Origin of the sequence: Pseudomonas sp. KBW05, from assembly GCF_003852405.1 — a bacterium.
GTDB lineage: Bacteria > Pseudomonadota > Gammaproteobacteria > Pseudomonadales > Pseudomonadaceae > Aquipseudomonas.
This window is the reverse complement of the sequence record NZ_QAJM01000008.1, coordinates 74568-93324: the sequence shown is the minus strand read 5'-3', so window position 1 is coordinate 93324 and position 18757 is coordinate 74568. Positions and strand designations below refer to the sequence as shown.

Annotated in this window: 16 protein-coding genes; all 16 read left to right on the top strand. The window is 61.8% G+C overall.

Annotated elements, in window-relative coordinates; genetic code table 11:
• The first annotated feature begins 105 nt into the window (after nt 1-105).
• The 16 genes from leuC (at nt 106) to DBR46_RS08070 (ending at nt 18650) form a co-directional block, all read left to right on the top strand.
• The gene (gene leuC, locus DBR46_RS08145; protein WP_124525733.1) at nt 106-1524 is read left to right on the top strand and encodes a 3-isopropylmalate dehydratase large subunit; all 1419 of its coding nucleotides are present in this window, start codon (nt 106-108) and stop codon (nt 1522-1524) included.
• A 10-nt stretch (nt 1525-1534) separates the two neighbouring features.
• Nucleotides 1535-2179 (top strand): 3-isopropylmalate dehydratase small subunit, encoded by a 645-nt coding sequence (gene leuD, locus DBR46_RS08140; protein WP_032888286.1) that lies wholly within the window; start codon nt 1535-1537, stop codon nt 2177-2179.
• A 147-nt stretch (nt 2180-2326) separates the two neighbouring features.
• A complete protein-coding gene (locus DBR46_RS08135; protein ID WP_124525732.1) occupies nt 2327-3091 on the top strand; it encodes a class I SAM-dependent methyltransferase in 765 nt (254 codons plus the stop codon).
• A 53-nt stretch (nt 3092-3144) separates the two neighbouring features.
• Nucleotides 3145-4227, top strand: a complete 1083-nt coding sequence (gene leuB, locus DBR46_RS08130; RefSeq protein WP_017737859.1) for a 3-isopropylmalate dehydrogenase — start codon at nt 3145-3147, stop codon at nt 4225-4227.
• A gap of 64 nt (nt 4228-4291) precedes the next feature.
• Nucleotides 4292-5404, top strand: coding sequence for an aspartate-semialdehyde dehydrogenase (gene asd / locus DBR46_RS08125; protein WP_017737858.1), 1113 nt, complete (start codon nt 4292-4294; stop codon nt 5402-5404).
• Nucleotides 5405-5635: 231 nt separating this feature from the next.
• Nucleotides 5636-6646, top strand: coding sequence for an aspartate-semialdehyde dehydrogenase (locus tag DBR46_RS08120; protein WP_124525731.1), 1011 nt, complete (start codon nt 5636-5638; stop codon nt 6644-6646).
• 162 nt (nt 6647-6808) lie between these two features.
• On the top strand, nt 6809-9382 hold the full coding sequence (locus DBR46_RS08115) for a FimV/HubP family polar landmark protein (protein WP_124525730.1): 2574 nt from the start codon (nt 6809-6811) through the stop codon (nt 9380-9382).
• A gap of 231 nt (nt 9383-9613) precedes the next feature.
• Nucleotides 9614-10438: a tRNA pseudouridine(38-40) synthase TruA gene (truA, locus tag DBR46_RS08110; protein ID WP_017737855.1), complete on the top strand. Its 825-nt coding sequence runs from the start codon at nt 9614-9616 to the stop codon at nt 10436-10438.
• Between the two features lie 63 nt (nt 10439-10501).
• Nucleotides 10502-11122, top strand: coding sequence for a phosphoribosylanthranilate isomerase (locus DBR46_RS08105; protein WP_124525729.1), 621 nt, complete (start codon nt 10502-10504; stop codon nt 11120-11122).
• A 244-nt stretch (nt 11123-11366) separates the two neighbouring features.
• Nucleotides 11367-12287 (top strand): acetyl-CoA carboxylase, carboxyltransferase subunit beta, encoded by a 921-nt coding sequence (accD, locus tag DBR46_RS08100; protein ID WP_017737853.1) that lies wholly within the window; start codon nt 11367-11369, stop codon nt 12285-12287.
• Nucleotides 12284-13591 (top strand): bifunctional tetrahydrofolate synthase/dihydrofolate synthase, encoded by a 1308-nt coding sequence (gene folC, locus DBR46_RS08095; RefSeq protein WP_124525728.1) that lies wholly within the window; start codon nt 12284-12286, stop codon nt 13589-13591. The genes accD and folC overlap by 4 nt, the downstream gene beginning before the upstream one ends.
• A complete protein-coding gene (locus DBR46_RS08090; RefSeq protein WP_124525727.1) occupies nt 13575-14234 on the top strand; it encodes an SPOR domain-containing protein in 660 nt (219 codons plus the stop codon). The genes folC and DBR46_RS08090 overlap by 17 nt, the downstream gene beginning before the upstream one ends.
• A 258-nt stretch (nt 14235-14492) precedes the next feature.
• Entirely contained in the window at nt 14493-15050 is a 558-nt protein-coding gene (locus DBR46_RS08085) for a CvpA family protein (protein WP_003192538.1), read from the top strand.
• Between the two features lie 41 nt (nt 15051-15091).
• Complete coding sequence (gene purF / locus DBR46_RS08080) at nt 15092-16597, top strand: amidophosphoribosyltransferase (protein WP_017737850.1); 1506 nt, start codon at nt 15092-15094, stop codon at nt 16595-16597.
• Between the two features lie 65 nt (nt 16598-16662).
• Nucleotides 16663-17874 carry an O-succinylhomoserine sulfhydrylase gene (locus DBR46_RS08075; protein WP_124525726.1) on the top strand — a complete coding sequence of 404 codons (1212 nt, stop codon included), beginning with the start codon at nt 16663-16665 and terminating at the stop codon, nt 17872-17874.
• Between the two features lie 11 nt (nt 17875-17885).
• The gene (locus DBR46_RS08070; protein ID WP_124525820.1) at nt 17886-18650 is read left to right on the top strand and encodes an SDR family oxidoreductase; all 765 of its coding nucleotides are present in this window, start codon (nt 17886-17888) and stop codon (nt 18648-18650) included.
• Nucleotides 18651-18757 lie beyond the last annotated feature (107 nt).

The following is an 18757-nucleotide window of genomic DNA, read 5'->3' as shown; positions in this document are numbered from 1 at the left end:
ATATGAATTTGAGTTATTTAATGTAGCGCCATACCATCAGCCTCACAAGCCAAAGGGTTATTGAAATGCCCAGGGCATAGAAAGACCGATGATGAGGACCGACTGATGGCCGGCAAAACGCTTTACGACAAGCTTTGGGATTCCCATGAAGTGAAACGGCGCGACGATGGCTCGTCGCTGATCTATATCGACCGTCACATCATCCATGAAGTGACCTCGCCCCAAGCGTTCGAAGGCCTGCGACTGGCCGGGCGCAAGCCTTGGCGCGTCGACTCCATCATCGCCACCCCGGACCACAACGTACCGACCACTCCTGAGCGCAAGGGCGGCATCGACGCCATCGTTGATACCGTGTCGCGCTTGCAAGTGCAGACCCTCGACGACTACTGCGACGAATATGGCATCACCGAATTCAAGATGAATGACGTGCGTCAAGGGATCGTCCACGTGATCGGCCCGGAGCAGGGTGCAACCTTGCCGGGCATGACGGTGGTCTGCGGCGACTCCCACACGTCGACCCACGGTGCGTTCGGCGCCTTGGCCCACGGCATCGGCACGTCCGAGGTGGAGCATGTGTTCGCCACCCAGTGCCTTGTCGCCAAGAAAATGAAGAACATGTTGGTCAAGGTCGAAGGCCAATTGCCGTTCGGCGTGACCGCCAAGGACATCGTCCTTGCTGTGATCGGCAAGATCGGCACCGCCGGCGGTAACGGCCACGCCATCGAGTTCGCCGGCAGTGCGATTCGCGACCTGTCCATCGAAGGGCGCATGACCATCTGCAACATGTCCATCGAAGCCGGTGCCCGCGTGGGCATGGTGGCGGCGGATGAAAAGACCGTTGAGTACGTCAAGGGGCGTCCTTTTGCACCGGCCGGTGCCGATTGGGATGCCGCGGTCGAAGCCTGGAAAGACCTGGTCTCCGACGCCGACGCGGTGTTCGACACCGTGGTTGAGCTCGACGCTGCCCAGATCAAGCCGCAAGTCAGCTGGGGCACCTCGCCGGAAATGGTCTTGGCCGTTGATCAGAACGTGCCGGACCCGGCCAAGGAAGCCGACCTGGTCAAGCGCGGCTCCATCGAGCGCGCCTTGAAGTACATGGGCTTGCAGGCCAACCAGGCGATCACCGACATCCAGTTGGATCGCGTATTCATCGGTTCCTGCACCAACTCGCGGATCGAAGACCTGCGCGCCGCGGCGGTCATCGCCAAGGGCCGCAAGGTGGCTTCGACTATCAAGCAAGCCATCGTGGTGCCGGGCTCGGGCCTGGTCAAAGCGCAAGCCGAAGCCGAGGGCCTGGACAAGATCTTCCTTGAAGCCGGTTTTGAATGGCGTGAGCCGGGCTGCTCGATGTGCCTGGCAATGAACCCAGACCGCCTGGAGTCGGGCGAGCATTGCGCGTCCACCTCCAACCGTAACTTCGAAGGGCGTCAGGGCGCTGGTGGGCGTACCCACTTGGTCAGCCCGGCCATGGCCGCTGCGGCTGCCGTCAACGGTCGTTTCATCGACGTTCGCGAATTGATCTGAGGAATACCCGATGCGTGCTTTTACACAACACACAGGTTTAGTCGCGCCGTTGGACCGTGCCAACGTGGACACCGACCAGATCATCCCCAAGCAGTTCTTGAAGTCGATCAAGCGCACCGGTTTCGGCCCGAACCTGTTCGACGAGTGGCGCTACCTGGACGTGGGCTACGCCTACCAGGACAACTCCAAGCGCCCGTTGAACAAGGACTTCGTGCTCAACGCCGAGCGTTACCAGGGGGCCAGCGTGTTGCTCGCCCGCGAGAACTTCGGTTGCGGTTCAAGCCGTGAACACGCGCCGTGGGCCCTGGAAGAATATGGTTTTCGCAGCATCATTGCGCCGAGCTATGCCGACATCTTCTTCAACAACAGCTTCAAGAACGGCTTGCTGCCGATCATCTTGACCGACGAGGAAGTCGATGAGTTGTTCAAGCAGGTGGAAGCCGATGTGGGCTACCAGTTGACCGTCGATCTGGCAGCGCAAACCGTGACCCGCCCGGATGGCAAGGTGTATCACTTTGAGGTGGATGCGTTCCGTAAGCATTGCCTGATCAACGGGCTGGACGATATCGGCCTGACCTTGCAGGACGGGGATGCGATTGCGGCGTTTGAGGCCAAGCACCGGGCGAGTCAGCCTTGGTTGTTTCGCGATGCCTGATTTGATGTAAGCAGGACTGGCCCCTTCGCGAGCAAGCCCGCTCCCACACTTGACTGCATTTCAACTGAAGGAACTCGGTCGAATGTGGGAGCGGGCTTGCTCGCGAAAGCGGCAGCACAAACAACACAAGTCCCAAGGAAAACCACCATGACCAGCACCGCCCACACCCAAGTCGTGCAAAAACAATTCGGCGAGCAAGCCTCGGCCTACCTGAGCAGTGCCGTGCACGCCCAAGGCACCGAATTCGCGCTGCTCCAGGCCGAGCTGGCCGGGCAGGGCGGTGCGCGACTGCTGGATCTGGGTTGCGGTGCTGGTCATGTCAGCTTCCATGTGGCGCCACTGGTGAAAGAAGTGGTCGCCTACGACCTGTCCCAACAGATGCTCGATGTCGTCGCAACCGCTGCCAGCGACCGTGGCCTGGGCAACATCCGCACCGTCCACGGCGCCGCCGAACGTCTGCCGTTCGCCGACGGCGAGTTCGACTTCGTGTTCAGCCGCTACTCGGCCCACCACTGGAGCGACCTCGGCCTGGCCTTGCGTGAAGTGCGCCGCGTGCTCAAGCCGGGCGGCGTGGCGGCCTTTGTCGACGTCTTGTCACCGGGCAGCCCGTTGTTGGACACTTACCTGCAAACCGTCGAGGTGCTGCGCGACACCAGCCATGTGCGCGATTATTCCGCCGCCGAGTGGATGCAACAGCTCAGCGAGTCCGGTTTGCACGTACGCACCAGCAGCCGCCAGCGCCTGCGCCTGGAGTACAGCTCGTGGGTCGAGCGCATGCGCACACCCGAAGTATTGCGCGCTGCCATCCTGGCGTTGCAACAGGCGATGGGCCAGGAAGTACGCGACTACTACGAAATTCAAGCCGACGGCACCTTCAGCACTGACGTGCTGGTGGTCTTCGCCGAACGCTGATTGATTTTTCCCGACCTGCCCGCGGGCGGGTCGCTTGATGAAATGAGGAACGCATGAGCAAGCAGATTCTGATTCTCCCTGGCGACGGTATTGGTCCGGAAATCATGGCCGAAGCGGTCAAGGTCCTGGAACTCGCCAACAGCAAGTACAGCCTGGGCTTCGAGCTGAGCCACGACGTGATCGGCGGCGCGGCCATCGACAAGCACGGCGTACCGCTGGCCGATGAAACCCTGGACCGCGCCCGCGCGGCCGACGCCGTACTGCTCGGCGCCGTGGGTGGCCCGAAGTGGGACAAGATCGAGCGTGACATCCGCCCTGAGCGCGGCCTGCTGAAAATCCGTGCCCAACTGGGCCTGTTCGGCAACCTGCGCCCGGCGATCCTCTACCCGCAGCTGGCCGACGCGTCGAGCCTCAAGCCGGAAGTGGTGGCGGGCCTCGACATCCTCATCGTGCGCGAGCTGACCGGCGGCATCTACTTTGGCTCGCCACGGGGCGTGCGCGAGCTGGAAAACGGCGAGCGCCAGGCCTACGACACACTGCCGTACAGCGAGAGTGAAATCCGCCGTATTGCCCGTGTTGGTTTCGACATGGCCCGCGTGCGTGGCAAGAAAGTCTGCTCGGTGGATAAAGCCAACGTGCTGGCCTCCAGCCAACTGTGGCGCGAAATCGTCGAAGAAGTGGCCAAGGACTACCCGGACGTTGAACTGAGCCACATGTACGTCGATAACGCCGCCATGCAGTTGGTGCGTGCACCGAAGCAGTTCGACGTGATCGTCACCGACAACCTGTTCGGCGACATCCTGTCCGACCAGGCGTCGATGCTCACCGGCTCCATCGGCATGCTGCCGTCGGCGTCCCTGGACACCAACAACAAAGGCATGTACGAGCCTTGCCACGGTTCGGCGCCGGACATCGCGGGCCAAGGCATTGCCAACCCGCTGGCGACGATTCTGTCGGTGTCGATGATGCTGCGTTACAGCTTCAACCTGAGCGACGCGGCCGATGCCATCGAGCAAGCTGTGAGCCTGGTGCTGGACCAGGGTTTGCGCACCGGCGACATCTGGTCGCAGGGTTGCACCAAGGTAGGGACGCAAGAAATGGGCGACGCAGTAGTCGCCGCGCTGCGGAATCTGTAATCTCTCGGGCCCGCTTGCAGTTGTTGCTGCAAGGCGGCCCACTTTTTAACAAGGTGTAGTTGCGATGAAACGTGTAGGTCTGATCGGTTGGCGCGGTATGGTCGGTTCCGTGCTCATGCAGCGGATGCTGGAAGAGCAGGATTTCGATCTTATTGAGCCGGTGTTTTTCACCACTTCGAACGTTGGTGGCCAAGGGCCGTCCGTGGGCAAGGATATTGCCCCGCTCAAGGACGCCTACAGCATTGAAGAGTTGAAGACCCTCGACGTGATCGTGACCTGTCAGGGTGGCGACTACACCAGTGAAGTCTTCCCCAAGCTGCGTGAAGCGGGCTGGCAGGGTTACTGGATCGACGCCGCGTCGAGCCTGCGCATGCAGGACGATGCCGTGATCATCCTCGACCCGGTGAACCGCAAGGTCATTGACCAGCAGCTGGATGCCGGCACCAAGAACTACGTCGGCGGCAACTGCACCGTCAGCCTGATGCTGATGGGTCTGGGCGGCTTGTTTGAAGCCGGCCTGGTGGAGTGGATGAGCGCCATGACGTATCAGGCGGCCTCCGGTGCCGGCGCGCAGAACATGCGTGAGCTGATCAAGCAGATGGGCGCGACCCACGCCGCTGTCGCCGATCAACTGGCCGACCCGGCCAGCGCGATCCTCGACATCGACCGTCGTGTGGCAGAAGCCATGCGCAGCGATGCGTACCCGACCGAGAACTTCGGCGTGCCATTGGCCGGTAGCCTGATCCCGTGGATCGACAAAGAACTGCCGAACGGCCAGAGCCGCGAAGAGTGGAAGGCCCAGGCCGAGACCAACAAGATCCTCGGTCGCTTCAAGAGCCCGATCCCGGTTGACGGCATCTGCGTGCGCATCGGCGCCATGCGCTGCCACAGCCAGGCGCTGACCATCAAGCTGAACAAAGACGTGCCGATCGCCGATATCGAATCGTTGATCAGCTCGCACAACCCGTGGGTCAAGCTGGTGCCGAACAACCGCGAGATCAGCATGCAGGAGCTGAGCCCGACGAAGGTCACCGGCACCCTGAATGTACCGGTGGGCCGTCTGCGCAAGCTGAACATGGGCAGCCAGTTCCTCGGCGCGTTCACGGTTGGCGACCAACTGTTGTGGGGCGCGGCTGAACCGCTGCGTCGCATGCTGCGGATCTTGCTGGAGCGTTGATCGCTTGAGGCAATCAAGAAACCCGCGTTCTGGTGACAGGCGCGGGTTTTTTGTTGTGCTTTCGGGCCTCATCGCAGGCAAGCCAGCTCCCACATTTTGATGTGTGAATACATTCAAGTGTGGGAGCTGGCTTGCCTGCGATGAGGCCCTCAGCCCCACCACAAAAACTGGCCCAATTACCCCGCCACCCGGTAAAGTGCCGCTCCCCCCGCAATGCCCGAGGCAGCCCCCATGACCCAGACCTTTGAAATCGCCGTGATCGGCGCCACCGGCACCGTCGGTGAAACCCTGGTGCAGATCCTCGAAGAACTGGATTTCCCGGTGGGCACCCTGTATCTGCTGGCCGGCAATAACTCGGCCGGTGCCTCGGTGCCGTTTCGCGGCAAGAACCTGCGGGTCAAGGAAGTTGACGAGTTCGACTTTAAAAAGGTGCAACTGGCATTTTTTGCCGCGGGGCCGGCAGTGACCTTGAGTTTCGCCCCCCGCGCCACAGCGGCCGGTTGTGCGGTGATCGACCTGTCGGGCGCCTTGCCGGCTGAGCAGGTGCCACCGGTGGTGCCGGAAGCCAATGCGCACGTATTGAACGGCCTGAAAAAACCTTTCCAGCTCGCCAGCCCAAGCCCGTCCGCCACCAACCTGGCGGTGGTCCTGGCGCCCTTGCGCGGCTTGCTGGATATTCAGCGCGTCAGCGTTACCGCCAACCTGGCGGTGTCTGCCCAGGGGCGTGAAGCCGTGAGCGAGCTGGCGCGACAAACTGCTGAACTGCTGAATGTGCGTCCGCTGGAACCGAAGTTTTTTGATCGGCAAATGGCCTTCAACCTGCTGGCACAAGTCGGTACGCCAGATGCCCAAGGTCATACCGCCTTGGAGAAACGTCTCGTACACGAACTGCGCGCCGTGCTGGAATCTCCTTTACTAAAGATTTCCGCAACTTGCGTTCAAGCCCCGGTGTTTTTTGGCGATAGCTTGACTGTGTCTTTGCAATTGGCTGCGCCGGTGGATCTCGCCGCCGTTAACCGCGCACTCGACGCGGCGCCGGGTATAGAGCGGGTGGAGGAGGGTGACTACCCAACTGCCGTTGGCGATGCAGTAGGACAAGACGTTGTGTACGTAGGACGAGTTCGCGCCGGGGTGGACGATCCGGCGGAACTAAATCTGTGGTTGACGTCAGATAATGTACGCAAAGGCGCGGCACTGAATGCCGTACAGCTGGCGCAGTTGTTGATAAAAGACCTTGTGTAAAAGATACTTGGCGGCAATTTGTAGATTGATTCTAACCAAGCGCTATGCTTGGCCCCAAGCTGGAAAAGTTGCGCGTCGGTGACCTATCGGCTCGCCATGCCTAATGGCAGCGGTTACCAACCTTCTCGCAGGCCGGGGAGTGTTCAAACAAAGGATGAGGCTATGGTTCAAGTTCGCAAACTGGTGTTAGCAATAGCGGCCGCCTCGGCGCTGTCCTCCGGTATGGCGCAGGCGCTGCAACTGGGGGAAATGACCCTCAAGTCGCAGTTGAACCAGCCGTTGTCGGTGGAAATCGAATTGCTCGATGTCGGCGGCCTCACGGCGTCCGAGATCACGCCGAGCCTGGCTTCGTCCCAGGCGTTTGTGGATGCGGGCGTCGATCGCCAAGCGTTTCTGAATGATCTGGTGTTTACACCGGTGATCAATCCCAGCGGTCGCAGTGTGGTGCGTGTCACCTCCAGCAAGCCGTTGCCTGAATCCTACGTACGTTTCCTGTTGCAAGTGCAGTGGCCCAACGGCCGCCTGATGCGCGACTACAGCGTGCTGCTGGACCCGGCCAAGTTTGACCAGCCGGCCGTAACAGCGCCGGCACCGCGTGTGTCTTCGCCAGCCAGTCCCGCGGCGGCCAGCCCCGCGCCTGCCGCGAGCAAAGCGGCGCAGCACACCACCACTTCCCGCGATACCTTGTGGGAAATTGCCGCGAAGAACCGCAATGGCGGCTCGATCCAGCAGACCATGCTGGCCATCCAGGCACTTAACCCCGATGCCTTTATCGACGGCAATATCAACCGCCTGAAAACCGGTCAGGTCCTGCGCCTGCCGGACACCGTACAAAGCACCGCCCTGGCGCAACCCCAGGCGATTGCCGAAGTGACGGCGCAAAACGCCGCCTGGCGCCAGGGCCGTCGCGGGGCGACCAACCAGGTCGCCGGCAAGCAGCAACTGGATGCCACCAAGCGCACCCAGGCGGGCAATGCACCGTCGAGCACCAACGCCAAGGACAACTTGAGCCTGGTCTCGGCCGAGTCCGCCAAGAAGGGCGCGAAAGGCAAGGCCGCTGATGGCCGGGCCCTGAGCGACAAGCTGGCGATGACCCAGGAAGAACTGGACACCACTCGCCGTGATAACGCTGAGCTGAAAAGCCGTGCGGCGGACCTGCAAAGTCAGTTGGACAAGCTGCAAAAACTGATTCAACTGAAGAACGATCAACTGGCGCGCCTGCAAGCTGAAAAAGGCGACCCGGCGGCAGTGCCTGCGGTGATTCCCGCGCAGTTGGCCGGTGATCCGGCGGCGGCAGCTCCCGCAACTCCATCTGCGCCCGCAGCACCGGCAGCCACGCCTGCGCCGACGGCCCCGGAGCCGATCAAGCCTGAAGCGGCCCCGGCCAGTACCGATGGCAAATTCAATGAGCTGCTGACCAATCCGGTGGTCCTCGGCGTGGTGGGTGGCGCGGCCGCTCTGGTGGCATTGTTGTTGCTGCTGCTGGTGTTGCGTCATCGCAACGCCCGTCGTGAAGAAGAAAAGCACCTGCGTATGGCCCGTGCCCTGGCCGAAGAGCCGGAGTTCACCTCGAACCTCGACCAAGACCTGCCACCGGATAGCTTCGAAGGCCTGGAAGTGCCGGCACCGAGCGTCAAGCTGGCGGCGGCTCCAGTGCCGGCTCCAGTGGTTGAGCCGGCCGTCGTGGTGCCGACTGTTGCCTCGGTGCTCGCGCCGCTGGCGGTGGCCGTGGCTCCGGCCAACGCCAATGATGCGTTGGCCCAGGCGCAATCCCTTCTCGATCGCGGCCACCTGAACCAGGCCGCCGATGTGTTGGAGCAAGCGATCAAGCAAGAGCCCAAGCGCGGCGACCTGCGCTTGAAACTGATGGAAGTCTACGGCCTTCAAAACGACAAGGATGGCTTCGTCACCCAGGAGCGCCAGCTGGTGGCCAATGGTGACAACCATGCCCAGGTCGAGCTGCTGAAGTCGCGTTTCCCTGCGATGGCCGTGCTGGCGGCGGGCGTGAGCGCCGCAGTGGCCGCCGCTGCCCTGGATGCGCAATACGTCAAGGACCTGCTGGAAGACAAACCAGCAGCGCCGACACCGGAGCCAGAGGCCTTCGACACTGATTTCGACCTGAGCCTGGATGATCTGGAGGCGGCATCGCCTGCCGTGGTCAATCCTGAAGACGTGCTGAGCTTCGAATCTGCGTTGCAGCAACAAGTTGAAGCGACAGCCAGCCCGGACGACCTGTCGGACTTCGACCTGGACCTGCAATTGGATGCCCCGGCGTCTGCGCAGTCCGATGACGATTTCCTGTCCGGTCTTGAAGCGCAGATGCAGGATGTACCTGTGGTCGAGCCGCCAACGCTGGCGCCTGCCGCACTGGATGATTTCGACCTGCCGGAAGACTTCGACCTGTCCCTGGCCGATGAGCCAGAGACAGCTGCCAAGCCTGACGCCTTCGCGTCCGAGCTGGACGACGTCAATGCCGAGCTGGACCGTCTGTCCCAGAGCCTGGAGCATCCGTCTATCGAGCCGTCCTTTACCGCAGAAGACGCGGCGCTGGGGGGGGATGAGCCGGAATTCGACTTCCTGTCGGGCACCGATGAGGTGGCAACCAAGCTGGATCTGGCCCAGGCCTATATCGACATGGGCGATGCGGATGGCGCGCGGGACATCCTGTCCGAAGTGCTGACCGAGGGCGACGAATCCCAGCGCGGTGAGGCCAAGGAAATGCTCGGCCGCATTTAAAAGGCAACGACATTCCCCTGCGGGAGCGGGCTTTGTGGCGAGGGAGCTTGCTCCCGCTGGAGTGCGAAGCGCTCCCAAGATTTTGGGGCCGCTACGCAGCCCAGCGGGAGCAAGCTCCCTCGCCACAGCAAGCCCGTTCCCACATTTGGGCGGCCATCTTTATAATGGCCGCCTTTGCGCAACTCATCAGGCTCTCAGTTCTTGGCAAATATAGATAACGCGGCCGCCGAAATGGCGGCCGCAGGCTTTTACCGCATCGCCCTGGGCGTGGAATACAAAGGTTCGCGCTATCGCGGCTGGCAGCGCCAGGCGTCGGGCGTGCTGACGGTGCAGGAAACCCTGGAAAAGGCCCTGTCGAAAGTCGCTGACTCACCGGTTTCGCTGATGTGCGCCGGGCGTACCGACGCCGGTGTGCATGCCTGCGGCCAGGTGGTGCACTTCGATACCCAGGCCGAGCGTACGATGAAGGCATGGGTGATGGGCGCTAATATCAACTTGCCCCATGACGTCAGTGTCAGTTGGGCCAAGGTCATGCCGGCGCACTTTCATGCGCGCTTCAAGGCCATCGCCCGCCGCTATCGTTACGTGATCTACAACGATCAGATCCGCCCGGCGCACCTCAACGAAGAAATCACCTGGAACCACCGCCCACTGGACGCCGAGCGCATGGCCGAGGCCGCGCAGCATCTGGTTGGCGTGCATGACTTCAGCGCATTCCGCGCCGGCCAGTGCCAGGCCAAGTCGCCGATCAAGGAAGTCCACCACCTGCGGGTGACGCGCCACGGCAAGATGATCGTGCTGGATATCCGCGCCGGCGCGTTCCTGCACCATATGGTGCGCAACATTGCAGGTGTGCTGATGACCATTGGCACCGGCGAGCGGCCGGTGGAGTGGGCCAAGGAAGTGCTGGAAAGCCGTGTTCGCCGAACGGGCGGTGTCACAGCCCATCCATTTGGCCTGTATCTGGTGGACGTGGAGTATCGCGACGAGTTCGAGCTGCCGGAGCGTTTCATCGGGCCACACTTCCTCACAGGTTTCAGCGAACTTGGCGGCTGACGCCCGGAAAAGCTTTTGTTACCATCCGGGACTTTCTCGGCCCAACCCTGAGGTTTCCACGACATGCCAGCCGTTCGCAGCAAGATTTGCGGGATTACCCGCATAGAAGACGCGCTGGCGGCAGTCGAGGCGGGGGCGGATGCCATCGGTTTTGTGTTTTATGCCAAGAGCCCGCGGGCGGTGAATGTGCTGCAGGCGCGGGCAATCATCGCTGCGCTGCCGCCGTTCGTCACCACCGTGGGCTTGTTCGTCAACGCCAGCCGCTGCGAACTCAACGAAACCCTGGATGCCGTACCGCTGGATATGCTGCAGTTCCATGGCGACGAAAGCCCTGACGAATGCGAAAGCTACCAGCGCCCGTATATCAAGGCGTTGCGGGTCAAGGCCGGGGACGATATCGCCGCCGCGTGCGCTGCCTATACGGGCGCTCGCGGGATCTTGCTGGACACCTATGTCGAAGGCGTCCCCGGTGGTACGGGCGAGGCGTTCGACTGGACGCTGATCCCCGAAGGGCTGAGCAAGCCGATCATCCTGGCGGGTGGGCTCAATCCGGTGAATGTCGCGGCAGCTATCGAGCAAGTGCGCCCGTATGCGGTGGACGTCAGCGGTGGGGTGGAGCAGGGCAAGGGCATCAAGGATCACAGCAAGATTCGCGCATTCATGCAGGCTGTGCGCGGGATGTGACGGCTGGCAGTCTGCCGCCGTCCATAACTACCACTGTGTAAAACAGCCCGGTGCCGCCTGTGGGTGGCCCGGAAATGAAGTGGCAACCTTGCACTGGCAGGTTGTCTGGAAGGCTGAGGATGCATGCGGGAAATGGCTGGTCGAACGTCTGACCCCGTCCAGCATGTGTCATCGCCACATATGAATTTAGCTCAAGGGCATACGCGGGGCTGTGTTCAAGCCACCGGTACTGGAGAAAGAAAGCATGAGCAACTGGTTAGTAGACAAACTGATCCCTTCGATCATGCGTTCCGAGGTGAAGAAAAGCTCGGTTCCTGAAGGTCTGTGGCACAAGTGCCCATCCTGCGACGCGGTGCTGTACCGCCCGGAGCTGGAAAAGACCCTGGACGTTTGCCCCAAGTGCAACCACCACATGCGTATCGGCGCCCGCGCCCGCATCGACATCTTCCTGGATGCCGACGGCCGTGCCGAACTGGGCGCTGACCTGGAGCCGGTTGACCGTCTCAAGTTCCGCGACAGCAAGAAGTACAAGGACCGCCTGACCGGCGCGCAAAAGCAGACCGGCGAGAAAGACGCGCTGATCTCCGTCAGCGGCAAGCTGCTGGGCATGCCCGTCGTGGTCTCGGCGTTCGAGTTCTCCTTCATGGGCGGCTCCATGGGTGCCATCGTCGGTGAGCGTTTTGTTCGCGCTGCCAACTACGCCCTGGAAAACCGCTGCCCGATGATCTGCTTCGCCGCCTCCGGTGGTGCGCGCATGCAGGAAGCGCTGATCTCCCTGATGCAAATGGCCAAGACCTCTGCGGTGCTGGCGCGTCTGCGTGAAGAAGGCATCCCGTTCATCTCCGTACTGACCGACCCGGTCTACGGCGGCGTTTCCGCCAGCCTGGCGATGCTGGGTGACGTGATCGTCGGCGAGCCAAAGGCCCTGATCGGTTTTGCCGGCCCGCGTGTGATCGAGCAGACCGTGCGTGAAAAGCTGCCGGAAGGCTTCCAGCGCAGCGAGTTCCTGCTGGAGCACGGCGCAATCGACCTGATCATCCCGCGCGGTGAACTGCGTCCACGGCTGGGCAACCTGCTGGCACAAATGATGGGCCTGCCGACGCCTGTGTACGTCGCGCCTAAAGTAGAACCGATTGTCGTGCCGCCGGTGCCAGCAAACCTATGACCCAACGTACCCTGGGCGAATGGCTCGCCTACCTTGAGCAGTTGCATCCGTCCGCCATCGACATGGGCCTGGAGCGCTCGCAACAGGTAGCGGCCCGCCTCGGGTTGGGCCGGCCGGCACCGCGCGTGATCACGGTGACCGGCACCAACGGCAAAGGCTCTACCTGTGCCTTTGTCGCCGCGCTGCTGCAGGCTCAAGGCCTGAAAGTCGGCGTGTACAATTCTCCGCACCTGCTGCGCTACAACGAGCGGGTGCAGCTCAATGGCGTCGAAGCCACGGATGAGCAACTCTGCGAAGCCTTCGCCGCGCTCGACACTGGGCGAGGCGAGATTTCCCTGACTTACTTCGAGATGGGCACCCTGGCGGCGTTCTGGCTGTTCGAGCGTGCGCAGCTGGACGTGGTCGTGCTGGAAGTCGGCCTGGGCGGTCGCCTGGACACGGTCAATGTGGTGGATGCCGACCTGGCGTTGGTGACCAGCATTGGCGTGGACCATGCTGATTACCTGGGTGATACCCGTGAGTCCGTGGCCTATGAAAAGGCCGGGATCTTCCGTCAGGGCAAGCCTGCACTGTGTGGTGACATTGATCCGCCGCACACCTTGCTGGACAAGGTGCGCGAGCTGGACTGCCCATTCTTCCTGCGTGGCCGCGAATTCAATCTTGAAGTCGGTGAGCAGCTCTGGCAATGGTGTGGGCGTGATGCGCGCGGCCAGGTGGTGGAGTTGCGCGACCTGCCGCTGCTGAACCTGCCGATGGAAAACGCCGCGCTAGCGTTGCAGGCCTACTTGTTGCTGGATCTACCGTGGGATGCCGGGCAGATTGCGGCGACCTTGCAGGCCACTCGGGTGGTAGGACGCCTGGATCGCCGTGCGTTCGAGTGGGAAGGCAAGCGCCTGAACCTGCTGCTGGATGTGGGGCATAACCCGCATGCGGCGCAATACCTGGCGCGGCGCCTGTCGCGTACGCCGCCGGTCGGTCGTCGCCTTGCGGTATTCGGCTTGCTGGCCGATAAGGATCTGGAGGGCGTGGTTGCGCCATTACTGGACGGCGTGCAGGTTTGGGCTGTGGCGCCGCTGGATTCGCCGCGTAGCCGACCGGCTGTTGAGCTGGAAGCGGCGTTGCAGAACCTTGGTGCGTCCGTGGCGTCGTATGCAAGCGTCACCGCCGCCCTCGAGGCGCAGTGCGCGGTTGCCACGCCTGACGACGAAATTCTGTTGTTCGGATCATTTTATTGTGTTGCCGAGGCGCTTGAGTGGTTGGCCCGGCGCTCCACGGAGGAAGCTGCACATGGCATTACTGGATAGCGCATACAAGCAGCGAATGGTTGGAGCCCTGGTTCTGGTGGCGTTGGCGGTGATTTTTCTGCCGATGCTGTTTTCCCGTGAGGATGAGCAACGCCAGGTCGTGGTTGAAGCGCCTGTTGCGCCGCAGGTGCCTGTGGTGCCTCAGGTGCAGGTAGAGCCGGTGGTGGTGCCAGAGCCGCAGGCCTTGCCTGAAGAAGAGCCGGTGCCGACCGATGCTGAAGTCGCCGCGCAAACCGCACCGTCGATGCCGGTGCAGCCAAGCGTGCCGGTGGTCAAGCCAGCGCCGGCGCCTGTCGTGGCGGCCAAACCTGCCGCTCCGGCACCCGCGCCCAAGCCTGTAGCGCCGCAACCCGCCGCGCCGGGCAAGCCGGATGTGGGGCAGAGCCGTATCGATCCGAATGGCCTGCCGATCAGTTGGTCGATCCAGCTGGCCAGCCTGGCCAACCGCGAGAGCGCCGACGCCTTGCAGAAAAAACTGCGTGCCCAGGGCTACAACGCCTACATCCGCAGCGCTGATGGCAAGAACCGGGTGTTTATCGGGCCGCTGATCGAGCGTGCCGAGGCGGATCGCCTGCGCGATTTGTTGGGGCGCCAGCAGAACCTCAATGGTTTTGTGGTGCGTTTCCAGCCAGAGCGCGGTTGATCAGCGCCAGTTTTTGAGTGAAATGCAGGCCAAGTGTGGGAGCTGGCTTGCCTGCGATAGCGGTGGGGCAGTCAACAGTGATGTTGAATGTGCCGGCCTCATCGCAGGCAAGCCAGCTCCCACATTGTTTTTGGGGTGGGGTTGAAATGGCATCAATCCATCACAAACTACTGATTTGCAAAGCACGCACAATCACCGCTTACCGATAGCCCAGCGCTCTGCTAAAATGCGCCGCCTTATCTGTCTGTAGGCTGCACTGTGCCATTTACCTGGGTTGATTGGGCGATCGTTGCAATCGTCGCCATCTCCGCTTTGATCAGTCTAAGCCGCGGCTTCGTAAAAGAAGCTCTGTCGTTGCTGACCTGGATCATCGCAGGAGTCGTAGCCTGGATGTTCGGTGGTTCACTGTCGGTCTACCTGGCCGGATACATCGAGACACCTTCGGCTCGCGTCATCGCGGGCTGCGCCATCATGTTCATCGCCACGCTGCTGGTGGGGGCAATGGTCAATTATCTTATTGGCGAGTTGATACGTGTCACCGGCCTCTCCGGGACCGATCGATTTCTCGGCATGGCCTTTGGCGCCGCGCGTGGCGCGTTGCTGGTGGTTGTGGCGGTCGGGCTGTTGAGCCTGGGGCCAGTACAGCAGGATTCGTGGTGGCAGGAGTCGGTACTCGTGCCAAAATTTCTATTGGTTGCCGATTGGTCCAAAAACCTCATTCTGGGGTGGAGCAGTCAGTGGCTGGCCAGCGGAATCAGCGTACCCGCTGATCTTCCGTTCAAGGAACACCTCTTGCCGGCCAAAACGCCGCAGTAAGCTGTGTTCAGTCAAGATTCATTAAGTAGGGGTTGCGTCGCATGTGTGGCATCGTCGGTATCGTCGGTAAGTCGAACGTCAATCAGGCGCTGTATGACGCGCTAACCGTCCTCCAGCACCGCGGCCAGGACGCTGCCGGTATTGTGACCAGCCACGACGGCCGGTTATTCCTGCGCAAGGACAATGGCCTGGTACGTGACGTGTTCCATCAGCGTCACATGCAGCGCCTCGTCGGGCACATGGGCATTGGCCATGTGCGTTACCCGACTGCCGGTAGCTCGACTTCGGCCGAAGCTCAACCGTTCTACGTCAACTCGCCTTACGGCATTACCTTGGCGCATAACGGCAACCTGACCAACGTTGAACAGCTGGCCAAGGAGATTTACGAATCTGACCTGCGCCACGTCAACACCAGCTCCGATTCGGAAGTACTGCTGAACGTGTTCGCTCACGAGCTGGCCCAGCGCGGCAAGCTGCAGCCTACCGAAGAGGACGTGTTCGCGGCCGTCACCGACGTGCACAACCGTTGTGTTGGTGGTTATGCGGTGGTGGCCATGGTCACCGGTTACGGCATCGTCGGTTTCCGTGACCCGCACGGCATCCGCCCGATCGTGTTCGGCCAGCGTCACACCGACGAAGGCGTCGAGTACATGATCGCTTCCGAAAGCGTGTCCCTGGACGTGCTGGGCTTCACCCTGATCCGCGACCTCGCGCCGGGCGAAGCGGTGTACATCACCGAAGATGGCAAGCTGCACACCCGTCAGTGTGCCGTGGCGCCGAAACTCACCCCGTGCATTTTCGAGCACGTCTACCTGGCGCGCCCGGATTCGATCATCGACGGCGTTTCGGTGTACAAGGCGCGCCTGCGCATGGGCGAGAAGCTGGCCGAGAAGATCCTGCGCGAGCGTCCTGAGCACGACATCGACGTGGTGATCCCTATCCCGGACACCAGCCGTACCGCTGCGCTGGAACTGGCCAACCACCTGGGTGTGAAGTTCCGCGAAGGCTTCGTGAAGAACCGCTATATCGGCCGTACCTTCATCATGCCGGGCCAGGCAGCACGCAAGAAGTCGGTGCGCCAGAAGCTCAACGCCATCGAGCTGGAATTTCGCGGCAAGAACGTGATGCTGGTGGATGACTCCATCGTGCGCGGCACCACCTGCAAGCAGATCATCCAGATGGCCCGCGAAGCCGGTGCGAAGAACGTGTACTTCTGTTCCGCAGCCCCAGCGGTGCGTTACCCGAACGTGTACGGTATCGACATGCCGAGCGCCCACGAGCTGATCGCCCACAATCGCACGACCCAGGACGTTGCCGACCTGATCGGCGCCGATTGGCTGATCTACCAGGATCTGCCGGACCTGATCGAAGCGGTTGGCGGTGGCAAGATCAAGATCGAGCAGTTCGACTGCGCCGTGTTCGACGGCAAGTACGTGACCGGTGATGTCGATGAGGCCTACCTGAACAAGATCGAGCAGGCGCGTAACGACTCGTCGAAGATCAAGACCCAGGCGGTCAGCGCGATCATCGATCTGTACAACAACTGAGTAGACACCGGCCCTGAGGGGCCGGTTTTGTATCTTAAATAAAGAATTGAGTAAGGAGTGGCAGCATGAGTCAGGAATGGGATGCCGGTCGGTTGGACAGCGACCTCGATGGCGTAGCTTTCGATACCCTGGCTGTGCGCGCCGGTCAGCACCGCACGCCGGAAGGTGAGCACGGTGACCCGATGTTCTTCACTTCCAGCTATGTATTCCGTACGGCTGGTGATGCGGCTGCGCGCTTCGCAGGCGAAGTGCCGGGCAACGTTTATTCGCGCTACACCAACCCGACCGTGCGCGCGTTTGAAGAGCGCATCGCGGCCCTGGAAGGCGCTGAGCAGGCGGTGGCCACGGCGACCGGCATGGCGGCGATCCTGGCGGTGGTAATGAGCCTGTGCAGCGCCGGCGACCATGTGTTGGTGTCGCGCAGTGTGTTTGGCTCGACCATCAGCCTGTTCGAGAAGTATTTCAAGCGCTTCGGTATCGAAGTGGACTACGTGCCGCTGGCGGATCTTTCCGGTTGGGATGCAGCGATCAAGGCCAATACCAAGCTGTTGTTCGTCGAGTCGCCGTCCAACCCGCTGGCGGAATTGGTGGATATCGCGGCGTTGTCCGAAGTGGCTCACGCCAAGGGCGCGATGCTGGTGGTGGATAACTGCTTCTGCACCCCGGCGTTGCAGCAGCCGTTGAAGCTGGGTGCGGACATTGTCGTGCACTCGGCCACCAAGTTCATCGACGGCCAGGGTCGTTGCATGGGTGGCGTGGTGGCGGGTCGCAGTGAGCAGATGAAAGAGATCGTCGGTTTCCTGCGTACCGCTGGCCCGACTCTGAGTCCGTTCAACGCCTGGATCTTCCTCAAAGGCCTGGAAACCCTCAGCCTGCGCATGAAAGCCCATTGCGCCAACGCGCAGGCACTGGCTGAGTGGCTGGAGCAGCAGGACGGTATCGAGAAAGTGCACTACGCCGGCCTCAAGAGCCACCCGCAACACGAGTTGGCCCAGCGCCAGCAGCGTGGTTTCGGTGCGGTGGTGAGCTTTGAAGTGAAGGGCGGCAAAGACGGCGCCTGGCGTTTTATCGATTCCACGCGCCTGATCTCCATTACCGCCAACCTGGGCGACAGCAAGACCACCATCACCCACCCGAGCACCACGTCTCACGGGCGCCTGGCGCCGCAAGAGCGTGAAGCAGCGGGCATTCGTGACAGCCTGATCCGCATCGCGGTGGGCCTGGAAGATGTGGCTGACTTGCAGGCTGACCTGGCTCGCGGGCTGGCGGCCTTGTGATCGAGTGGTCCCTGGAGGCGGCGGCGGCCACTAACGGGCGCGTTGCGTTGGTGACGGGTGCTGCCCGTGGTATCGGCCTTGGCATTGCTGCCTGGCTGATCAGCGAAGGCTGGCAGGTGGTGTTGACCGACCTGGACCGTGAACGTGGTTCCAAGGTGTCCAAGGTGCTGGGGGAAAACGCCTGGTTTATCACCATGGATGTGGCTGATGAGAAGCAGGTCGCCCAGGGCGTTGCCGAGGTGCTCGGGCAATTTGGCCGCCTGGATGCCTTGGTGTGCAACGCGGCGGTGGCAGATCCGCGCAATATCACTCTGGAAAGCCTCGACCTGGCCTACTGGAACCGCGTGCTCGCGGTGAATCTCAGTGGGCCGATGTTGCTGGCCAAGCATTGTGCGCCTTACCTGCGCGCCCATGGCGGTGCCATCGTCAACCTGGCATCGACCCGCGCTCGTCAGTCCGAACCCGATACTGAAGCCTATGCGGCGAGCAAGGGTGGTCTGCTGGCGCTCACTCACGCGCTGGCCATGAGCCTTGGCCCGGAAGTGCGGGTCAACGCTGTAAGCCCTGGCTGGATCGATGCGCGTGATCCGGCCGCACGGCGTGCCGAGCCTTTGACCGACGTCGACCACGCCCAGCATCCTGCGGGCAGGGTCGGCACAGTGGAGGATGTGGCGGCAATGGTGGCGTGGTTGTTGTCGCGCCAGGCCGGGTTTGTCACCGGGCAAGAGTTTGTCGTGGACGGTGGCATGAGCAAGAAGATGATTTACAGCGAGTAGGGCAGGTAGCTGTCTTGAAGTAATTTTGTCTTTTTCAGAAAAACTTCAAGCAGGCTATTGACTTAGGTCCGTTACCTGCGTAAATTTCGCGGCCTCAACGAAGCAAA